Origin of the sequence: Pontixanthobacter luteolus (assembly GCF_009828095.1) — a bacterium.
GTDB lineage: Bacteria > Pseudomonadota > Alphaproteobacteria > Sphingomonadales > Sphingomonadaceae > Pontixanthobacter > Pontixanthobacter luteolus.
Genome location: NZ_WTYP01000001.1, coordinates 512,676 through 532,348, shown reverse-complemented (window position 1 = coordinate 532,348; position 19,673 = coordinate 512,676). Strand labels below are relative to the sequence as shown.

The window sequence follows — 19,673 nt, the reverse complement described above, 5'->3', positions numbered from 1 at the left end:
ATGCCTGTTGATGAGGCAATCCTGACGCCGGTCATCAACCTGCTGGATCTGCTCGGGGTGGCGATATTCGCGCTATCGGGAGCGCTGCTGGCTGCAAAAGAACGGCAGACCTTCGTGACAATGGGCTTTTTCGCGCTGGTCACCGGCGTTGGCGGCGGCACGATCCGCGACTTGTTGATCGACGCGCCGGTGTTCTGGGTCGCCGACGCATGGGTCGCGGTGATATGCCTCGGGACCGCGCTCATCGCGTGGTTGACTCCGACCCGCTGGTGGGATGGTGAACTGCTCGATTATGCCGATGGTGCGGGGCTGACCGCCTATGCCGTACTCGGCTCTGCCAAAGCGATGTCGTATGGCATTCCGCCAATACCTGCGGTGTTGATGGGGATCATAACCGGTTGTGCGGGCGGCATTATCCGTGACGTTGTAGCAGGCAGGCCATCAATCATCATGCGACCAGAACTCTACGTCACCGCTGCCGCCTTGTCGGCTGGCCTGTGTGTCGCGGGCACATTGGCGAACGCGCCCGACGGCGTGACCTGGGTTGTGGCTGCTGCGGCCGGTTTCCTGCTGCGCAGCGCGGCAATCCGCTGGAACCTTGCCCTGCCCTCATATCGCGAAGGCAGGGAAGGTCTTGACGATATCTAGGGCCGCTTAGCCGCCGTAGGTTTCGCCGTCTTCGTCCTGATCGCCGTCGATTGGTCCGCCCGGATATGCGGGCAGTTTGTCATCCGAAAAGACCGGCGCATTGCCGCTATCACTGCGCGCACGTGCGGAAGTGTAGCGATCGTCGCTCCATTGGCGATCTTCTATTGCCCCGCCAAGAGCAGCCGAGCGTCCACCATACGTGATACCATCGACGGCGCCGTCATTGCCGATACGGCAGGTGAAACCATCGCCATTGTATATCCGGCCAGTCACACGCCAGCCATCACCCGAACGGTCCACGCTGTCGACACTATCGACGCGCACGTCGCGTTCGATCTCGCTGAGGCACATGTCCACGGCGCGGTCGATACCCTGACCGCTGTTTGAACGGCGATCGTTATCGGGGTAGCGGGGCGGAGGCGCAGGATAGCGGCGCTCATTCCGGCTGTTATTGGAAGCAGCGCTGGCAACAGCTGCAATCCCGCCCAGTATCAGAACACCGGCAATAACGTCTCCGGCATCAACGCCGCGGTGGCGGCGGTGGCGGTATCGGCGGTAATAATCGCCGCTTTCCTCCGCTTCGCTCCAGCCGTCATCGACCGGGATCGAAACGGCGGCCGGCTGTACACCGATATTCGCTGCAGCAACCGGAGAAGCTGCCATTGCAAGAGATGCGGTAAGCGCCGCTGCGGCGGAAAAAGTCTTGAAACGGGTCATAATCAATACCCCCTGATTTGAAACGGGCAGCACCCGGCCGCCACTGTGCTGGACATGACTAGACGGTCCAGGCTTGCGTCAGCCTGAACCGTCTGCCGGTGGTTAATTGGGCGGACTGGCGATCAACGCAGGCCCCGAATGCCGCTATAGTCGATATCTACGACCCGGCCTCTGCGGACATCACAGCTGAACTTGCCGGTATCCCCGCGATAGCGGCTATCGCGATAGCCATTGCGCCGGTCGTTATAGCGATAATTGTCACGGTAGCCGTAGCCACGCTGGCCATCGACGACCAAGCGGCCCTTCACTTCCCAGCCGCGCCGTTCACGGTCGACATCGCGGATCTGGGTAACGTCGGCAAACCGGTAGCCTGCGCGGCGTGCGTCACGCTCGACTGCACGGACACATTTTTCGACTGCCTGGCGGCTACCCTGCCCGCGGTAGTAATTGCGGTTGTACCCGCGACGGTCGTCATACCGGTAGTCGCGGTCGCGATATCGGTCGTTCTTGCCGCTCGACAGGACAGCAGCGATACCGCCAAGGATTACCGCTCCGGCGATTACTTCGCCGGCGGAAATGCCATCATTGTGGCGGTCGCGTGCTGCAGCGGGTGCTGCAGAAGTCATTGCCATCGCGCCTGCGGCGATGGTTCCTGCAAGTGCTTTGGAAATGGTCTTCATGAGAAGTTCCTCGCTTGTTCCCGGAACGGTAGTGCCCCGGCTTCAAACGTGGTTTAGATGATTCGCTGTGAGAGGACCCTGACTGAACCTTGCAGCAAATGTTCAGGAAAGTGCCTACTTATGTGAACGCGCCGACACTAGTCCAGATCTGCCAACACATCCCGCGTGAATGCAGCGATATCGAACCTGCTTCCGACCGGATCTTCTCCGCGCCGTACAATCACCACGTCACGGCTCGGTACGATCACCACGTACTGTCCGCGATTGCCCATCGCAGCAAAGGTATCGGCTGGAACACCCGGTGAATTGTTAAACAGCCAGAACCCGGCACCATAACCAAACGCCCGGCCTTCGGGTTGCGGGCCCGATGGGGCGGACACGTAGTCTCTCCACCCTTCGGGCAGCACGCGACTGTTACCCCGCATACCGTCGTTCAGGTAAAGCCTGCCGAGCTCCACCAGATCGAACGGACTGGCCCACACTTGGCTGGAAAGGATGAAGTTGCCCTGCCAGTCAGCCTCTGCCGTCGTATTCGTCATGCCGATATCCCACAGCTGCTCGGTCACAGAGGGGGCGGCCAAGCTGCTCTTGATCGCTGCAACAGCCATCAGCGTATCGTTATTGGCGTAGCGGTAAGCCGTGCCGGGCTTGTACATCAGCGGCCAGTTCGCCGCGCGTTCATCAACCGTTGCACCCCCGAAATAGATCGGGTCGGTGCGGTTGCCTGCGGTGTCCGAATATCTACCCGATGCCATCCGCAACAGATGGTCAATGGTGATCGTCGCGCGAGGATCGCCTTCACCCGCACCGAGACCTGCCGACGCGTGCACATCCGCTTCGCCCCGCTGAACCGCCATGCCGACCAGTGTTGCAGCGATGCTCTTGGCAACCGACCAGGTCCGCTGCGGCATGAACGGGCCAAATCCCTCGGCGGACATTTCATCGACCACCTGCCCGCCTTGATCGATGATGACGGATGTGGTGCGTGCACCCTTTCCGTAATCGTCCGTGAACGCGGCCTCTAGACGGCTGCGTACCGGAGTATCGATGCGGGTGTGCCAATTGCGGATCAACGCGTCCCCGTACTTGGGAAAACTATTACTGTCGGTTTCGGGAACCGTGCCGGGCGGCATGATCGCGCAGCCGGCACGGCCGCGATATTCTGCGACGCGCGGCGGCATGTCGTCGGCCCAGGTGACCGTGACATGATCGACGACACCGTTCGGATCGGTAACAATTTCATGCGGCAGCGTGCGGATTATGTCATCAAGCGGCGCCTGAATACCGGTCAGTTCCCATTGCTCGACATGCTCTGCAAGGCGGTCCTGGCCAACGCGGTCTGCATTGGCGATCGCGCCGCACAGGAACAGCGCCTTGTATCCCGCGGCAAGCGCCCGGTCATAACGGGCATCCAGTGCTTCTTGCTGGCTCTGGGCAGCGGCAGGACTTGCGGCGATAAGCAGCACGCTGGCTGCGAGGGTTTGACGGATCATCGCGGGAGTTAAGCGGCCTTCGCCCCGCCTGTCAAAACATCCGCCGGCTTGCCATGCGTTTCCTCGAACCGGTGCACGATCCCCAGCTTGGCCATATCATCTTCGAACTCGCTAAGGCACAGCAACCCGGCGCACACATGCGCGCCGGGTTCAGGCGGCCATCCATCGCGAAACCTGCGGATCATGCAAAGCGCGGCGAGCACAGGCACAAAAGGTCCTCGGTTGCTAATCGCTTCCAGGCTCCACCGCGCATTTATGGGCCGCCCCATCTGGTCCTCTCCGTTCGCGGAAACGATCATCGCGCCTCTATCCGACCCGAATGGCAGGAACAGTTTGGCCGCAGCCAGCATCACTTTCGAGAACGGAAGCAGACTGGCGATCCAGCCCCAGCGGACAGGCATCGACAGCATCGCGAGACCGTGGTGGAGCAGGCCCAATTCCAGCCCGGCGAAAAATTCCGCTGATCGGCGCGGCCTGTAACGCTGGACCAGCAAGTCCTGTTCAGGTGTATCACACACGCTGGCCCAGCGTTTTCCGCCGCCCGGAATTTGCTCGCTGTGGGTCAGGCCCCAGCCAGGGACTTGCTGCCATTCGCCTTCCCGGAATACCTTTACCGGCTTTCCAACATAGGAAAGGATCGCTTGCACAACCGACAGGCCGCGCGGCGCGCGGTTGCCCGGGAATATCCCTATTCGAATGTCCTCAACCGCACTCCACCTGCTCACCATGCGGTCCAGCACCGCGTGCGATAGTGCGGGGATCGAACTCGCCCCTGTAACCAGCGGCACTCCGCAGCGCTTGGCGGCATCATCGAAAGAAGGAAAATCGGCTACGAACCGCCGACCATCGGCAAGGTCGACATAGGGCGTGCCCGAACCCAGCGCTGCGGCGATGACTTGCGGCCTTGATGCCTGAAACGGACCTGCCGCATCGATCACCAGGTCGAACGGTTCCAGATCGCCCGGTTCGATCAAATCCCGGTCCAGCTGAAGCACCGAAGACTGCGGCACCAAAGCGTTGGCGATCTTTCCAAGCCGGTCCAAATTGCGGCCCGCGAGGGTCAGCGAAACTCCGGGTTCTTGCGCCGCCAGTTCCGCAAGCCTGCTCCCGAAAACGCCGCTGCCGCCGATTATGAGTACTCGTAGCGATTTGGGGATCTCAGACATCCTGAAATTCCGCATGTTGGTGCACCAGTTCTCCGAACAGAGGGTGGATCACGTCGAGATCGAAGGCAAAACGCCCCTCTCCAAGATCGCGGTGCCGCACCATAGTTCTGCCCGGCCCCATCCAGTGCGGCAGCTTCACACGCCTTCCGAACAGCATCAGGAAATAATGGGCGCTGCGAAACACCAGTTCGTTTGCCTCCGTACTGACCGACAAGGCCATGCCCAGTTTCCGCCCCAGATATTCCTCCAGCCCGGTCGGCCCGGCAAATCGTTTTGCGCTGTGTATGACCTGCGGGAAACCGTCCCTGCGTCCGTATATGCGGGTCCAGCATTGACCCCCGCTCTGCGCATCCTCGCTCACGCTTACGACAGCGGGAACATCGTTATCCCGGTAAAGGGGCAGCGGTGCCCCGATCACCCGGCATACCTGCGCCAGCATCCAGCCAAGGCGCGAATGACGGGTTTCGACCACACGGCCCTTATACAGTGCGGTTTGTGATGCACCCAGACGCTTGGAGAAGCGCCGCCGCACCAATTCCGGGAGCTGCGCCCAATCGCTTGCAGGCAACAAACGGCGGAACCTTGCATCGTATGCTGGTTGCGATGCCCCCGGGGGGAGTACTTCCGGCTGACCTCGGCTGATCCAAATTTGTCTATTTCCTGCCACCATCGCTCTTCCCCAATTCTCAAGAGCCTATATGTCTTTTGATTTGCTTCCCCAGTTGATCAGGCGCGTTATTCCCGATCCCATCCTGATCAGTGCCATCAATGCCGGCTTTGGCACCCTGAGCATTTCGTCGTGCCAGCTCGACATGGTGGTTACGAAGCTAAGCATACCTTCCAGTTTTTGCCGCGCTTCCACGCTGACCTGGGGATCGTGCTGGGCTTCCTGATTGCATTCGCGCAGCGCCGCTTCTGCAGGATCGATCTCTCGTTCCTTGCGCCCTTGGGCGATGCGGGTGGCCATTTCCCAGATGTCACCCTCAGCCGCATAATGATCGCGCCGTTCGCCCAGCATGGGCACGCGGTGTATCAACTTCCATGCAAGCAGTTCGCGCAGCGAATTGGAAACGTTTGACCGTGCCATCGAGAGCTTTTCCGCTATATCTTCCGCAGTTAGCGGTGCGTCGGAAATAAACAGCAGCGCGTGGATTTGCGCGACTGAGCGATTGACGCCCCACTGGCCGCCAAGGTCGCCCCAATGAAGCACGAACTTGGCGATCGCAGGCGATAAACGCGACTCGGCATTAATTTCTGTCATGACAGAAATGTCTGCCTGAACGGTCGGATTGTCAACTCAAAGTGCAGGCGGATTTAATTGGTGCAAACAAAAAGGGCCGAGCGTTACCGCCCGGCCCCCTTTGGTGATCTGGTTTGAAGTTCGCTCTTACGCGTCTTCGAGTTCTTCTTCGACAGCGTTCATGACCGGACCGCTATCCTGACCCTTGGCGTCCACATCGCGGTCGACCAGTTCGATCACTGCGAGAGGAGCGCTGTCGGAGGCGCGAATGCCGGCCTTGATGATGCGGGTGTAACCACCTTCGCGATCAGAATAACGCTCTGCCAGGACATCGAACAGCTTCTTGAGCTGTGTTTCGTCAAGCAGGCGGCTCTGCGCGAGACGGCGGTTCGAAAGACCACCACGCTTTGCCAGCGTGATCAGCTTTTCGATGTAAGGACGCAGTTCCTTGGCTTTAGGGGCCGTGGTCATGATCTGCTCGTGCTTGATCAGCGCAGCCGACATGTTGCGGAACAGGGCCTTACGGTGGCCCGATTTACGGCTCAGCTTACGCTGTGAAATTCCGTGACGCATTATATTCTTCCTTCAGTTCGATGAGGGGCCGTTTGAGGTACCCCAAAGCTGGCGGCGTTTGAGGTGCGCCGCCGAAACCTTTTAACCGAGCAGCTCTTGTTCGAGCTTCTTGGCCATTTCTTCGATGTTCTCAGGCGGCCATCCGGGGATGTCCATGCCGAGACGCAGACCCATGCTGGAAAGCACTTCCTTGATCTCGTTGAGCGACTTGCGGCCGAAGTTCGGCGTACGCAGCATCTCGGCTTCGGTCTTCTGGACCAGATCGCCGATATAGATGATGTTGTCGTTCTTGAGGCAGTTGGCCGAACGTACCGACAGTTCCAGCTCGTCGACCTTCTTGAGAAGGTAGCGGTTGAGCTGGTTGGCATCGTCTTCCTGCGGTGCAGCAGCGTGACCGATCATCGCGCTCTGCGGCTGAGGAATACCGTCTTCGAAGTGGACGAACAGCGTCAGCTGGTCCTGAAGGATGCGCGCAGCATAAGCCACCGCGTCTTCAGGAGTGACAGTGCCGTCGGTTTCGACATTCAGGCTCAGCTTGTCGAAGTCGAGTTCCTGACCAACACGGGCCTTCTCGACCTTGTAGCTGACCTGACGGACAGGCGAATAAAGCGAGTCGACCGGGATCAGGCCGATCGGCGCGTCGGCCGGGCGGTTCTGAACAGCTGGAACATAGCCGCTGCCAACGTCGGCGGTGAGTTCCATGTTGAAGGTCGCGCCTTCATCGAGGTGACAGATCACGAGATCCTTGTTCATCACTTCGATGTCGCCGGAAACGGCAATATCGCCAGCCTTGATTTCGGCCGGGCCAGTTGCGGAAAGCTGCAGGCGCTTGGGGCCTTCGCCTTCCATCTTGAGAGCGATTTGCTTCACGTTCAGAACGATGTCGGTCACGTCTTCGCGAACGCCGGCAAGCGACGAGAATTCATGAAGGACATTCTCGATCTTGATCGAGGTGATAGCGGCACCCTGCAGGCTCGACAGCAGAACGCGACGAAGCGCGTTACCGAGTGTCAGGCCAAAACCGCGCTCTAGCGGTTCTGCGATAAAGGTAGCTTTGCGAGCCTTGTCGCCGCCTTCCTTGATCTCGAGGGTGTTGGGTTTCTTAAGTTCCTGCCAGTTCTTGGTGTTGACGGACATGAAATTCCCCTGGTTCAGATGCGGGCTGGACCGAAGCGTTGAGTGCCTAACCCCAACGCGTCCGGTCCGGAAAAACTTGGCGACCCCGCAGGGCCGCCAGGCAGGTTCAGATCAGACGCGGCGACGCTTGGAAGGCCGGACCCCGTTATGCGGGATCGGCGTTACGTCACGGATCGAAGTGATCGTGAAACCTACAGCAGCAAGGCCGCGCAGTGCACTCTCACGACCCGATCCCGGGCCCTTCACTTCAACTTCCAGCGTACGGACGCCGTGCTCGGCGGCCTTCTTGCCGGCATCGTCTGCTGCGACCTGAGCAGCATAAGGTGTCGATTTACGACTACCCTTGAAGCCCATCGCGCCTGCGCTGGACCAGCTGATAGCATTGCCCTGCGCGTCGGTGATGGTGATCATGGTGTTGTTAAAGCTGGCGTTGATGTGCGCGACGCCGCTCGAAATATTCTTTTTGTCGCGTTTTCTAACCCGACCTGGTTCGCGTGCCATAATTTCGGTTTCCTATTTTCTGGAAGAAGACTGTGTAAGCTGCGGAAAACGCGCTTACTTCTTCTTGCCCGCGATGGGCTTCGCCTTACCCTTGCGGGTACGGGCATTGGTGTGCGTACGCTGGCCGCGAACAGGCAGGCCATTACGATGACGAAGGCCGCGATAGGACCGAAGGTCCATCAGGCGCTTGATGTTCATCGCAGTTTCGCGACGCAGGTCACCTTCGACCTGAAGATCGGCGTCAATCGTTTCACGGATCGAAAGGACTTCAGCGTCCGAAAGATCCTGCACCCGGCGGGCGTGATCGATGCCAAGCTTGTCAGCGATGCGGACAGCCGTTGTGCGGCCAATCCCGTGAATATAGGTGAGCGCGATGATTACACGCTTGTTTGTGGGGAGGTTTACCCCGGCAATACGAGCCACTTACTTCTCCATGCTCCACAGAGGATCACACTGATTTTCCGCGTATCGGAAAAGGGCGTGCCTCTATCTCATAGCGTTGTTTATTCAGCCGCCTCGAACTTGCTAACGCAAAAAGTCCGGATGGCGCAGAATGAAGGCTGCTGCCTGCCGGACGGATTCGAAACTGCCGAATGAGGGCGCGCTTAAATGGATTCGCCTGTTAGGTCAACAGGCAAACACCTTCCAAGGCACAACAAACCCGGGCCAGGCACACCAGATGGGGCTGCGTCCGGATAATGCAAGCCCCCTACCCCAGCTGGCCCGTTCAGTCATAAATCCGGCGCTTCAAACCAGCTCGCAAGTGTCAGACGACACCGAATGCCAGCATCGCGTCGGCAACCTTCTTGAAGCCTGCAATATTGGCCCCTTTGACATAGTCGACATAGCCATCGCCTGTGTCGCCATATTCAACGCATTTGCCGTGGATGCCTTCCATCAGTTCGGTCAGCATGTCGCCGAGGCGCTCCTGGTTCCAGCTGATGCGCTCCGAATTCTGGCTCATCTCCAGGCCCGAAACTGCGACGCCGCCAGCATTCGCGGCCTTGCCCGGACCGTACATGATCTTGGCATCGTGGAACACATGAACGCCTTCAAGCGTGGTGGGCATGTTCGCCCCTTCCGAAACCGCCTGAACGCCATTGGATACCAGCTCGCGCGCTTCCGCCTCGTTGAGTTCGTTTTGCGTGGCACACGGCAGCGCCACGTCGCAGGTCACATCCCATGGCCGCTTGCCTTCGTGGAAGGAGGCATTGGTGAAGTGATCAGCATATTCGCTGATCCGCCCGCGCCGCACGTTTTTCAGGTTTTTCACCCAGTCGATCTTTTCCTGATCGATGCCGTCGGGATCGTAAATGAAGCCGCCGCTGTCCGAGAGGGTCAGAACCTTGCCGCCCAGCTGGACGATCTTTTCCGCCGCATGTGTGGCGACATTGCCGGAGCCGGAGATGACAGCGGTCTTCCCTTCTACATCCTCACCTTTATGCTTGAGCATGTTCTGCAGGAAATAAACCGCGCCGTAACCGGTCGCCTCAGGCCGCATCTGCGAGCCGCCATATTCGATTGCCTTGCCGGTCAAAACGCCTTCCCAGCGGTTGGTAATGCGTTTGTACTGGCCGAACATGTAGCCAATTTCGCGCCCCCCGACTCCGATATCGCCAGCGGGGACATCGGTGTCCGGCCCGATATGCCGGTAGAGTTCCGTCATGAACGACTGACAGAAACGCATCACTTCGCTGTCGGACTTGCCCTTGGGGTTGAAGTTGGAACCGCCCTTGCCCCCGCCCATCGGCAAGCCGGTGAGCGAGTTCTTGAAGGTCTGCTCGAATGCGAGGAATTTCAGCACGCTTTCATTGACGCTGGAATGAAACCGGATGCCGCCTTTGTAAGGGCCGATCGCATTGTTGTTCTGGACGCGCCAACCGCGCTGCACACGGATGCAATGGTTGTCATCTTCCCAGCACACGCGGAAACTGACCACGCGGTCTGGCTCTGCAATCCGCCGCAGGATCTGTGCCGCGTGATATTCCTCTTTGTCGTCGATGAAGTCGAAAACGTCCTGCGCGACCTCCTGGACCGCCTGGATGAATTCGGTTTGGCCCGGATTGCGTTTCTTCACGCCTTCCATGAAAGTCGAAAGGTCTACGTGATCAGATACAGCCATGGTCGCTACTCTCCCCCTATCGCGTCCAGATCGATCGATCCGGAAACCAGAATTTTGCGACCTAGAAATGAATGCTGTCTGCGTCTTGCGGCGACTCGCATCAATCTCCTGGAAGGCACCTTAGCGGACGATCCGCTTCATCCAAGCATTTCGCGCACTTTCAGTTGCCGGGGTCGAGATCGCCAAACGCCTCATCCACCGAAATGCGGGGATCTTCTGCAGCTTCCTCGGCAGGGTTTTCGTCAGCATCACCGCTGTCCGCAGCTTCAGCCCCGTCTTCCGCGACGGCTTCATCTTCCGCTTCAGGCGCGGCTGCGACAGGCCCCAGTTGTTCAGAAAGCCCGTTCAGCTGCTGGCTGATCACGCCGTCCACCGCCTTGGCGATGGCAGCCGTTTCGAACCTCATGAAACCGGCAACTGCATATTCGAAATCAATCTTTGTCCCGGCGTCACTTTCGGACAGGGTGACGGTCAACACGGCCTTGACCGGCTCGCTCTGCAACGGCCCGAGCGCGCCTTCCATGCGCAGCGCCTGATCCGGGATAGCCAGCACGACCGACATATGCTCGACGCTTCCCGCAAGGCCGATGGTGGATGCAGTTTCCTTTGCCGGAATTCGCTCGCAGAAACACCCGCCAGCCTGCGGGGTGAGGGTCATATTCGCTGATTCGCCGGAGAATGTGTGCGCGGAATTCCACCACTTAGCGGGGGAGATCAGAAGCATCCAGGTCTCGCGCAAATCCGCCGAAACCGTCTGGCTGTCGCGAGTGACGAAGGCGCCCTGCGTTTCAGCGATCACCTCTGCCTGCGCCGGCGCAGAAAAGGCCAGCGCGCCCAAAGCCGCAATTTTCAGAAAACGTGTCATGATAACCCCTTGCATGCGCACCCTATCCCATGGCGAGCAATGCTTGAAAAGGGGTGTTGGACCAGCTTCAATCCTGTTTCAGGCCAAGCCTGCGTCAGACCAGCTCTATTTCAGTATCCCGTCGAGCGCTGCGGTGACATCTTCGATACTCGCCATTCCGTCGACCCGGCTGACAATGCCGCGCGCTTCGTAGATTGGCAGGATCGGGGCGGTCTTGGCCCGGTATTCCTGCATCCGGGTGCGCACCGTTTCCTCATTATCGTCGGCGCGCCGCTTGAACTCGGTCGAGCCGCATTTGTCACAAACACCCTCTGTCGCAGGCAGCTTGTGGCGATCATGATAACCGGCGCCGCATTTAGCGCAGGTGTAGCGTCCGGTAATCCGGTCAACCAGCGCGTCTTCGTTTACCTCAAGCTCGATAACGTGATCGAGCGTGCGGCCATGCTTGGAAAGAATCTCGTCCAGCGAAAGTGCCTGCGCCTCGGTCCGCGGGTAACCGTCGAAGATTGCGCCCGTGGTCTCTGGCATGTCTGCCAGTTTTGCGTCGATCATTGCCGAAACAATCTCGTCTGAGACGAGCGCACCGGAATCCATCACGTCAGCAACCTGACGCCCCAGTTCCGTATCCGCCTTGCGGGTTTCACGCAGCATGTCGCCGGTCGACAGCTGAAGCATGCCGTGGCGCGATTCTAGGCTGCTAGCCTGGGTTCCTTTGCCAGCCCCAGGAGGCCCCAGAAGAATGATGTTCACGCAGAAACCCCTGTTAGCTTAGTGTCTGTGTTGCCGGCGATTGCCGCGCTATCAGCGCAGCCGCCCCTTCAGCTTGGCCTTCTTGATAAGGTCACCATACTGGTGCGCAAGAAGGTGAGACTGGATCTGACTGATCGTGTCCACAGTTACGTTCACGACAATCAGCAGGCTCGTCCCGCCCAGGAACAATGGCACGCCTGTCTGGGCGATCACATATTCCGGAAGAACACAGACGAGTGTCAGATACAGCGCACCAACGACCGTGATACGGGTCAGTACATAATCGAGATAATCGGCCGTGCGTTTGCCCGGACGGATGCCTGGGATGAAACCGCCATTCTTCTTCAGATTTTCCGCAGTCTCCTCGGGGTTGAAGACAACCGCGGTGTAGAAGAAGCAGAAGAAGATGATGCCGACAGCATACAGCGTCATGTACAGTGGCTGTCCGTGCTGCAGATACTGAAGCACCTGCTGCATGAAGCCGCCTGCGCTGGTGCTGGTGTCCAGGTTGGTACCGGCGAACTGAGTGATCGTCAGCGGAAGCAGCAAGAGCGAGCTGGCGAAAATCGGCGGGATAACACCGGCGGTGTTGAGCTTGAGCGGAAGGTGCGAACGATCTGCCTGCATCATGCCGCGCGCACTGGCCCGCTTGGGATACTGGATCAGAAGACGGCGCTGCGCACGCTCCATGAAGCAGATGAACAGGATCAGGCCGACCACCATAAGCACGAAGCCAACGATAATTGCCGGGCCAATCTGACCGGTACGGCCGCCTTCAAACATGTTGGCGACAAAACTCGGGAACTGGGCGACGATGCCCGCCATGATGATCAGCGAAACGCCGTTGCCAATCCCGCGCGAGGTGATCTGTTCACCCAGCCACAGCAGGAACATGGTGCCGCCAACGAGGTTGATGATCGCGACGATGTAAAATAGCTGATCGCCGGTTACCGCGAACCCTTGAGTGACAGCGTTCTGCGCAATGAAGAAACCCTGGATCGAGCATAGCAGCACGGTGCCGTAGCGCGTGTACTGGTTCAGCTTCTGTCGTCCGGTCTGCCCCTCTTTCTTGAGGGCCGCGAGTGCGGGATGCAGCGACGCCGCCATCTGGATCACGATCGATGCCGTAATATACGGCATCACACCCAACGCGATGAGGCTCATATTTTCGAGCGCACCACCGGTGAAGGTGTTGAAAATGTCGAGGATCCCGCCCTGCGTGCGTTCGTTGAATGCCGCAAGCTCCACGGGATCAATACCGGGCAGCGGAACGAAGCTGAGGAAACGGAATACGATCAGCGCACCGATTGTGAACCAGATACGGTTCTTGAGCTCGGTGGCTTTCGAGAAATTGGCGAGGCTTAGATTGCTCGCGATATTGTCGGCGCGTGATGCCATGAGAACTTACAAATCCTGGTCAAACGCCGGGTCCTCAATGTGGTTGGCCCGACTTGAGGAGGATACATAGGGAGCGAGGCGCACGATGTCGAACCCCCGCCCCCTATTTAACCTGATTATTTGGACTTCTTACCGTCTTTACGCTCGAAAGCCTTGCCCTTGGGCGCTTTGTCGCCCTGGCCGCCATCGTGCTTCGGAGCCGGAAGAACTTCTACCGAGCCGCCAGCTTTTTCAACCGCTTCGATGGCACCCTTGGATGCACCGTTCACGATGAACTTGGCCTTTGCCTTGATTTCACCCTTGCCGAGCAGACGAACACCGTCTTTGCCGCCACGAGCGAGACCGGCAGCCTTGAGGGCTGCGTGATCGATGTCTTTCTTGGCGTCGAGCTTCTTGTCGTCGATGAACTTCTGGATCATCCCGATGTTCACTTCGGCAAAGTCCTTGCCGAACGGATTGTTGAAGCCGCGCTTTGGAAGACGCATGTGAAGCGGCATCTGGCCGCCTTCAAAGCCCTTTACGGCAACACCCGAACGGGATTTCTGACCCTTCTGGCCTCGGCCAGCGGTCTTGCCCTTGCCGGAACCGATACCACGGCCGACACGGGTACGCACCTTACGTGCGCCTGGGTTATCTCTGAGATCGTTAAGTTTCATGAGTGTGCACTCGCTTTCGCTTTTGTTCGCGCTGAATGGAAACGGCCCGGTACAAGACCGGGCCGCCTAAATCAATTGAGTTTAGATCAATCGACGACTGCAACAAGGTGCGGCAGCTTTGCTACCGCGCCGCGAACTTCAGGGGTGTCCTGCAGTTCGACGACCTTGTGCATCTTGTTCAGACCCAGGCCGATCAGCGTCTGGCGCTGGTCTTTAGGGCGGCGGATCGGCGAACCGATCTGCTTGATCTTGATGGTTTTCTTGTCAGCCATCTGTCTTACTCCGCTACAGCTGCGGCGTCGGCTTCTGCCTCTGCCTCGCTTGCGCCACCACGGCCGAGAAGGTCAGCGACCTTCTTGCCCCGGCGCTGAGCGACCGACTTCGGAGAAGTCTGGTTGGCCAGCGCGTCGAAAGTGGCGCGGATCATGTTGTACGGGTTGGACGTGCCGACCGACTTGGTCACAACGTCGGCAACGCCGAGGCTTTCGAAGACTGCACGCATCGGACCACCTGCGATGATACCGGTACCGGCCGGAGCCGAACGTACAGTGACCTTGCCTGCACCAAAGCGGCCGTTGCCGTCGTGGTGAAGCGTGCGACCTTCTTTCAAAGCGACGCGGATCATTTTCTTCTTTGCAGCTGCAGTCGCCTTGGTGATGGCTTCCGGCACTTCACGTGCCTTGCCGTGACCAAAGCCAACCCGGCCCTGGCCGTCACCGACCACTACGAGAGCGGCGAAACCGAAGCGCTTACCACCCTTAACCGTCTTCGAGACACGGTTGATGTGGACCAGCTTTTCGATGATGCCATCATCTTCTTCTTCACGGCGTCCACCGCGACGGTTGTCACGACCACCACGGCCACGGCCACCGCCGCCACCACGATTGTTGTCACGGCCACCGCGGCCCTGACGCTCGCGAGGTGCAGCATCGGAACCCGAAGGTGCCTGAGCAGTCGGTTCCGGCGGCGCGTCGGCCTTCGGAGTTTCGACAGTCTCGGCAGCCTTTTCCGCTTCCGGAGTAGCTTCGACCTTTGCTTCTTCAACCGCTGCTGCTTCGACCTTCACTTCGTCGGTCTTGGCTGCTTCGGCTTCAGGCGTTTTCTTTTCGTCAGCCATGATCAGAACTCCAGCCCGCCTTCACGGGCGGCATCGGCCAGCGCCTTGACGCGGCCATGGAAAAGGAAACCGCCGCGATCGAACACGACAGTGGTTACGCCGGCCTTCTTGGCAGCAGCAGCAATATCCTTGCCGACCGTTACAGCAGCATCGACGTTCGCACCCGAGTTCTTCGCACCGAGAGTCGAAGCGGATGCAACAGTGCGTCCGTCCTTGTCGTCGATGATCTGAGCGTAGATGTGACGGCCGGTGCGGTGCACGGACAGACGGGGACGATCGCCAGCGCGGCTGCGCAGTGCCGTACGAACACGGCGACGGCGGCGTTCAAAGAGAGATAGTTTTGCCATCTTACTTCTTCTTCCCTTCCTTGCGGAAGACGTATTCGCCCTGGTACTTGATACCCTTGCCCTTATACGGCTCAGGCTTGCGCCAGCGGCGAATTTCGGCGGCAAGCTGGCCAACGGCCTGCTTGTCCATACCGCTAATGATTACAGTCGTCTGATCCGGTGTCTTCACATCCAGACCCTGCGGAACGTCGATGTCGACATCGTGGCTGAAGCCGAGCTGAAGCTTGAGCTTCTGGCCCTGCGCCTGTGCACGATAACCAACGCCGGTGATTTCAAGCGTCTTGCTGAAACCTTCGGTGACGCCCTGGACGAGGTTCGAGACCAGCGTACGCTGCATGCCCCAGAAATCCCGGGCACGACGCGACTTGTTCGCCGGCAGTACCGAAATCTCGTCGCCTTCGACTTTGTATTCGATGTCTTCGGCCAGACCCATCGACAGGGTGCCCTTGGGCCCCTTCACGCTGAGTGTGCCATTCTCGATATTGGCGGTAACACCGCCCGGAATAGCAACAGCCCTCTTACCAATGCGGCTCATCAGAAGACCTCCGCAAGCACTTCGCCGCCGACATTTTCGTTGCGCGCTTCGTTATCCGAAAGCACACCGCGAGGTGTCGAGACGATGGTGATGCCCAGACCGTTACGTACGATCGGGAGTTCTTTCGAACCCGAATAGACGCGGCGGCCAGGCTTGGAAACGCGGGCAACATGCTTGATCGCAGGCTCGCCCTCGAAATACTTCAGTTCAATCCGCAGTGCGGGGTGCTTGCCGCTCTCGTCTTCGGAATAGCCACGGATGTAGCCTTCGCGCTGAAGCACTTCGAGAACATTTGCACGCAGCTTCGACGCAGGCGACAGGACGGAGTCCTTCTTCGCGCGCTGGCCGTTGCGGATGCGGGTGAGCATATCACCCAGTGGATCGGTCATAGCCATCTGTCAGATCCTTACCAGCTCGACTTCGTAACGCCGGGAATCATGCCACGGTTGGCAAGATTCCGGAGTTCGATACGATTGAGGCCGAACTTCCGGTAGTAGCCGCGCGGGCGGCCAGTGGTTGCACAGCGGTTGCGGACCCGGGTCGGGTTCGCGTTGCGGGGTATTTCAGCCATCTGGAGGCGTGCGATCATACGCTCGCTCTCGTCGAGCGACTTGTCATCAGCAATCGCCTTAAGCTTCGCGTACTTCGCCGCGTACTTCTTGACGAGCTTCTTACGACGCTCATTCTTGTTGATGGAACTCAGTTTCGCCATGGACTTAAGCTCTCTTCCTTAGCGGCTCACGCCGCAGCCTTTTCTTCGTCCTGCTTTTCGGCAGGGAACGGGAAACCGAACAGACGCAGCAGTTCGCGTGCCTCTTCGTCGGTTTTCGCGGTGGTAGTTACGATGATGTCCATCCCGCGAACGGTCTCGATCTTGTCGTACGAGATTTCGGGGAAGACGATCTGTTCTTTCAGGCCCATCGCGTAGTTGCCGCGGCCATCGAACGACTTGGCGTTCAGACCACGAAAGTCACGGATGCGGGGCATCGCGACCGTCACAAGACGATCTACGAATTCGTACATACGTTCACGGCGCAGGGTAACCTTGCAACCGATCGGCATGCCTTCGCGCAGTTTGAACTGTGCGATCGACTTCTTTGCCTTCGTGATAACCGGCTTCTGGCCGGCAATCAGAGCCATTTCTTCAGCAGCGGTCGCAACCTTCTTCTTGTCCTGGCTGGCTTCGCCAACGCCCATGTTGAGCGTGATCTTTTCCAGCTTGGGGACTTCGAGACGGTTCTTGTAACCGAACTTTTCAGTCATCGCCTTGACGATCTCGTCGTCAAAACGCTGCTTCATGCGAGGTGTGTAATCAGCCATCGATTTTCTCTCCGGATTTTACAGCAACGCGGACCTTCTTGCCGTCCTGTTCTTCAAAACGGACGCGGGTCGGCTTGCCATCCTTCGGATCAGCCACGGCAACCTTTGCGAGGTGCATCGGCGCTTCGAAGCGATCGATGCCACCCTGCGGGTTTTCCTGGCTGGGCTTGCGGTGACGGGCAGCGATGTTGATGCCCTCGACGACGACCTTGCCTTCTTTCGGCATGACCTTCTGGACGGTGCCGGTACGGCCCTTGTCCTTGCCCGAGAGTACGACGACGCTGTCGCCTTTCTTGATCTTAGCGGCGGCCATTAGAGCACCTCCGGAGCGAGCGAGATGATCTTCATGAACCCACGGCCGCGAAGTTCGCGGACCACGGGGCCAAAGATACGAGTGCCAATTGGCTCTTCGCTCTTGTTGACGAGCACAGCTGCGTTGCCGTCAAAACGGATCACGCTACCGTCGGGACGCCGAACGTCCTTGCGGGTACGGACGATCACAGCGCGGTGAACGTCGCCCTTTTTGACCTTTGCGCGTGGCTGCGCTTCCTTGACGGAAACGACGATTACGTCGCCGACGCTCGCGGTACGACGCTTCGACCCGCCCAGCACCTTGATGCACTGGACGCGCTTAGCGCCGCTGTTGTCCGCGACGTCTAGATTAGATTGCATCTGAATCATGGATTCAGTTCCTTCTCAATCGGCTTGCAGAAACCAGTCCTGCAGTTCCAAAAAACGTCTTACGAAGTGCTGCCAGCAGCCGCTTCGACTTCGATGTCAGCTTCAACAGCGACACCCTTGCTCGCTTGAACCGTGTCGATAACCTTCCAGGTCTTGGTCTTGGAAATCGGCTTGGTTTCTTCAATCCGGACGGTGTCGCCCATCTTGTAAGCATTCTCTTCGTCGTGAGCGTGATACTTCTTCGAACGACGGATGATCTTCCCATAAAGGGGGTGCTTCACCTTACGCTCGACCTTCACGGTCACGGTCTTGTCAGTCTTGTCGGAGGTTACGGTCCCGACGAGGATACGTTTAGGCATCGTGGCCTCCTTATTTCGCAGTCGCTGCGGACCGTTCGGTCTGCAGCGTCTTGATCTGGGCGATCGCGCGGCGGACTTCTTTAATCCGCGCAGGACGCTCCAACTGGTTAGTTGCAGCCTGGAAACGCAGGTTGAACTGTTCGCGCTTCAGTTCGGTGAGGTCAGCGTCAAGCTGGTCATCGGACTTAGTGCGGAGATCTTCGATCTTGCTCATGATCAACCCTCCAGGTGCGAGGTGTCACCCAGACGGGCAACGACCTTGGTCTTGATTGGCAGCTTCATGGCAGCGCGCTCGAAAGCAGCAGCAGCCAATGGGCCGGGAACACCGTCCAGCTCGAACAGGATGCGGCCGGGCTTAACCCGAGCTGCCCAATATTCGACCGAACCCTTGCCTTTACCCTGACGGACTTCGGCAGGCTTCTTCGACACTGGCACGTCGGGGAATACACGGATCCACAAACGGCCTTGACGGCGCATGTGGCGGGTAATCGCACGACGCGCAGCTTCGATCTGGCGTGCAGTGATACGCTCGGGCTCAAGAGCTTTCAGACCATAGGAGCCGAAGTTCAGCGTGGTGCCGCCCTTCGCATCGCCGTGGATCTTGCCCTTGAAGGCCTTGCGATATTTATGTTTTTTCGGTTGCAGCATGTTGCTTACTCTCGAATTCTATCAGCGAGCCGGACGGACGCCGGAAGTCTGAGCTTCCATCATCAGTCGGTCTTGTGCGGTCGGGTCGTGCGCCAGAATCTCACCTTTGAAGATCCAGCACTTGATGCCGATGATACCATATGCGGTCAGCGCTTCGGCTTCGGCATAGTCGACGTTCGCGCGCAGTGTATGCAACGGAACACGGCCTTCACGGTACCATTCGACGCGAGCGATTTCAGCACCGCCGAGACGGCCACCGCAAACGATCTTGATGCCTTCGGCACCCAGACGCAGAGCGGACTGAACGGCGCGCTTCATGGCACGGCGGAAAGCAACACGGCGGATCAGCTGATCAGCAATGCCCTGAGCGACGAGCTTCGCGTCGATTTCCGGCTTGCGGATTTCAACGATGTTCAGCTTCACTTCGCTGTCGGTCATGGTTGCCAGCTTGGAACGCAGCTTCTCGATGTCCGCACCCTTCTTGCCGATGATAACACCGGGACGGGCTGCATAGATCGAAACGCGGCAAAGCTTTGCCGGACGCTCGATCACCACCTTGGAAATCGCTGCCTGGGGCACCGTGTCCATGATGTACTTGCGGATTTCGATGTCTTCCTTGAGCAGCTGTGCGTAGTCGCGCCCTTCGGCGTACCAGCGGCTGTCCCAGGTGCGGTTGATCTGCAGACGCAGGCCGATCGGATTACTCTTCTGACCCATGGC

At 58.8% G+C, this 19,673-nt stretch carries 29 protein-coding genes; 1 reads left to right on the top strand and 28 read right to left on the bottom strand.

Translation table 11 applies throughout. The features are described from left to right. Entirely contained in the window at positions 1-648 is a 648-nt protein-coding gene (locus tag GRI43_RS02575) for a trimeric intracellular cation channel family protein (RefSeq protein WP_160729531.1), read from the top strand. A 6-nt stretch (positions 649-654) separates the two neighbouring features. Here the strand turns inward: GRI43_RS02575 and GRI43_RS02570 are convergent, their stop codons facing one another. The 28 genes from GRI43_RS02570 to rpsC form a co-directional block, all read right to left on the bottom strand. Further along, on the bottom strand, positions 655-1,365 hold the full coding sequence (locus GRI43_RS02570) for a hypothetical protein (protein WP_160729530.1): 711 nt from the start codon (positions 1,363-1,365) through the stop codon (positions 655-657). A gap of 122 nt (positions 1,366-1,487) precedes the next feature. Next, entirely contained in the window at positions 1,488-2,045 is a 558-nt protein-coding gene (locus tag GRI43_RS02565; protein ID WP_160729529.1) for a hypothetical protein, read from the bottom strand. A 137-nt stretch (positions 2,046-2,182) separates the two neighbouring features. After that, positions 2,183-3,538, bottom strand: a complete 1,356-nt coding sequence (locus GRI43_RS02560; protein WP_160729528.1) for a serine hydrolase domain-containing protein — start codon at positions 3,536-3,538, stop codon at positions 2,183-2,185. Between the two features lie 8 nt (positions 3,539-3,546). Beyond that, the gene (locus GRI43_RS02555) at positions 3,547-4,704 is read right to left on the bottom strand and encodes a saccharopine dehydrogenase family protein (RefSeq protein ID WP_160729527.1); all 1,158 of its coding nucleotides are present in this window, start codon (positions 4,702-4,704) and stop codon (positions 3,547-3,549) included. Next, positions 4,697-5,272 carry a DUF4166 domain-containing protein gene (locus GRI43_RS02550; RefSeq protein WP_235903579.1) on the bottom strand — a complete coding sequence of 192 codons (576 nt, stop codon included), beginning with the start codon at positions 5,270-5,272 and terminating at the stop codon, positions 4,697-4,699. The genes GRI43_RS02555 and GRI43_RS02550 overlap by 8 nt, the downstream gene beginning before the upstream one ends. Positions 5,273-5,398: 126 nt before the next feature. Further along, a complete protein-coding gene (locus tag GRI43_RS02545; RefSeq protein ID WP_160729525.1) occupies positions 5,399-5,965 on the bottom strand; it encodes a GbsR/MarR family transcriptional regulator in 567 nt (188 codons plus the stop codon). Between the two features lie 126 nt (positions 5,966-6,091). Then, a complete protein-coding gene (rplQ, locus tag GRI43_RS02540) occupies positions 6,092-6,517 on the bottom strand; it encodes a 50S ribosomal protein L17 (RefSeq protein WP_160729524.1) in 426 nt (141 codons plus the stop codon). 81 nt (positions 6,518-6,598) lie between these two features. Then, on the bottom strand, positions 6,599-7,654 hold the full coding sequence (locus GRI43_RS02535; protein ID WP_160729523.1) for a DNA-directed RNA polymerase subunit alpha: 1,056 nt from the start codon (positions 7,652-7,654) through the stop codon (positions 6,599-6,601). 111 nt (positions 7,655-7,765) lie between these two features. Further along, a complete protein-coding gene (rpsK, locus tag GRI43_RS02530) occupies positions 7,766-8,155 on the bottom strand; it encodes a 30S ribosomal protein S11 (protein WP_115366457.1) in 390 nt (129 codons plus the stop codon). Positions 8,156-8,209: 54 nt separating this feature from the next. After that, complete coding sequence (rpsM, locus tag GRI43_RS02525) at positions 8,210-8,578, bottom strand: 30S ribosomal protein S13 (protein ID WP_160729522.1); 369 nt, start codon at positions 8,576-8,578, stop codon at positions 8,210-8,212. 343 nt (positions 8,579-8,921) lie between these two features. Then, entirely contained in the window at positions 8,922-10,277 is a 1,356-nt protein-coding gene (gene gdhA / locus GRI43_RS02520) for an NADP-specific glutamate dehydrogenase (protein ID WP_160729521.1), read from the bottom strand. A gap of 160 nt (positions 10,278-10,437) precedes the next feature. Next, positions 10,438-11,142 (bottom strand): SRPBCC family protein, encoded by a 705-nt coding sequence (locus tag GRI43_RS02515; protein WP_160729520.1) that lies wholly within the window; start codon positions 11,140-11,142, stop codon positions 10,438-10,440. Positions 11,143-11,247: 105 nt separating this feature from the next. Further along, positions 11,248-11,892: an adenylate kinase gene (locus GRI43_RS02510; protein WP_160729519.1), complete on the bottom strand. Its 645-nt coding sequence runs from the start codon at positions 11,890-11,892 to the stop codon at positions 11,248-11,250. Positions 11,893-11,943: 51 nt separating this feature from the next. After that, the gene (gene secY / locus GRI43_RS02505; RefSeq protein ID WP_160729518.1) at positions 11,944-13,290 is read right to left on the bottom strand and encodes a preprotein translocase subunit SecY; all 1,347 of its coding nucleotides are present in this window, start codon (positions 13,288-13,290) and stop codon (positions 11,944-11,946) included. Between the two features lie 116 nt (positions 13,291-13,406). Next, entirely contained in the window at positions 13,407-13,946 is a 540-nt protein-coding gene (rplO, locus tag GRI43_RS02500) for a 50S ribosomal protein L15 (RefSeq protein ID WP_160729517.1), read from the bottom strand. Between the two features lie 86 nt (positions 13,947-14,032). Next, complete coding sequence (rpmD, locus tag GRI43_RS02495) at positions 14,033-14,218, bottom strand: 50S ribosomal protein L30 (RefSeq protein ID WP_160729516.1); 186 nt, start codon at positions 14,216-14,218, stop codon at positions 14,033-14,035. Positions 14,219-14,223: 5 nt separating this feature from the next. After that, positions 14,224-15,066, bottom strand: a complete 843-nt coding sequence (gene rpsE, locus GRI43_RS13940; RefSeq protein WP_160730594.1) for a 30S ribosomal protein S5 — start codon at positions 15,064-15,066, stop codon at positions 14,224-14,226. Beyond that, positions 15,066-15,410, bottom strand: a complete 345-nt coding sequence (gene rplR / locus GRI43_RS02485; RefSeq protein WP_160729515.1) for a 50S ribosomal protein L18 — start codon at positions 15,408-15,410, stop codon at positions 15,066-15,068. Before rplR ends, rpsE begins: the two co-directional genes overlap by 1 nt. 1 nt (position 15,411) lies before the next feature. Next, positions 15,412-15,945: a 50S ribosomal protein L6 gene (gene rplF, locus GRI43_RS02480; protein ID WP_160729514.1), complete on the bottom strand. Its 534-nt coding sequence runs from the start codon at positions 15,943-15,945 to the stop codon at positions 15,412-15,414. Then, a complete protein-coding gene (gene rpsH, locus GRI43_RS02475) occupies positions 15,945-16,340 on the bottom strand; it encodes a 30S ribosomal protein S8 (protein WP_160729513.1) in 396 nt (131 codons plus the stop codon). The genes rplF and rpsH overlap by 1 nt, the downstream gene beginning before the upstream one ends. A gap of 11 nt (positions 16,341-16,351) precedes the next feature. Beyond that, positions 16,352-16,657: a 30S ribosomal protein S14 gene (gene rpsN / locus GRI43_RS02470; RefSeq protein WP_160729512.1), complete on the bottom strand. Its 306-nt coding sequence runs from the start codon at positions 16,655-16,657 to the stop codon at positions 16,352-16,354. Positions 16,658-16,683: 26 nt separating this feature from the next. Beyond that, positions 16,684-17,265, bottom strand: a complete 582-nt coding sequence (rplE, locus tag GRI43_RS02465) for a 50S ribosomal protein L5 (RefSeq protein ID WP_160729511.1) — start codon at positions 17,263-17,265, stop codon at positions 16,684-16,686. Next, the gene (rplX, locus tag GRI43_RS02460; protein WP_160729510.1) at positions 17,258-17,578 is read right to left on the bottom strand and encodes a 50S ribosomal protein L24; all 321 of its coding nucleotides are present in this window, start codon (positions 17,576-17,578) and stop codon (positions 17,258-17,260) included. The genes rplE and rplX overlap by 8 nt, the downstream gene beginning before the upstream one ends. Continuing rightward, the gene (gene rplN, locus GRI43_RS02455; protein WP_160729509.1) at positions 17,578-17,946 is read right to left on the bottom strand and encodes a 50S ribosomal protein L14; all 369 of its coding nucleotides are present in this window, start codon (positions 17,944-17,946) and stop codon (positions 17,578-17,580) included. Before rplN ends, rplX begins: the two co-directional genes overlap by 1 nt. A gap of 59 nt (positions 17,947-18,005) precedes the next feature. Further along, on the bottom strand, positions 18,006-18,305 hold the full coding sequence (rpsQ, locus tag GRI43_RS02450; RefSeq protein WP_160729508.1) for a 30S ribosomal protein S17: 300 nt from the start codon (positions 18,303-18,305) through the stop codon (positions 18,006-18,008). Between the two features lie 10 nt (positions 18,306-18,315). Then, positions 18,316-18,519: a 50S ribosomal protein L29 gene (gene rpmC, locus GRI43_RS02445; protein WP_160729507.1), complete on the bottom strand. Its 204-nt coding sequence runs from the start codon at positions 18,517-18,519 to the stop codon at positions 18,316-18,318. A 2-nt stretch (positions 18,520-18,521) separates the two neighbouring features. Further along, positions 18,522-18,953 carry a 50S ribosomal protein L16 gene (gene rplP, locus GRI43_RS02440; protein WP_160729506.1) on the bottom strand — a complete coding sequence of 144 codons (432 nt, stop codon included), beginning with the start codon at positions 18,951-18,953 and terminating at the stop codon, positions 18,522-18,524. A 21-nt stretch (positions 18,954-18,974) separates the two neighbouring features. After that, positions 18,975-19,670 carry a 30S ribosomal protein S3 gene (gene rpsC, locus GRI43_RS02435; protein ID WP_160729505.1) on the bottom strand — a complete coding sequence of 232 codons (696 nt, stop codon included), beginning with the start codon at positions 19,668-19,670 and terminating at the stop codon, positions 18,975-18,977. Positions 19,671-19,673 lie beyond the last annotated feature (3 nt).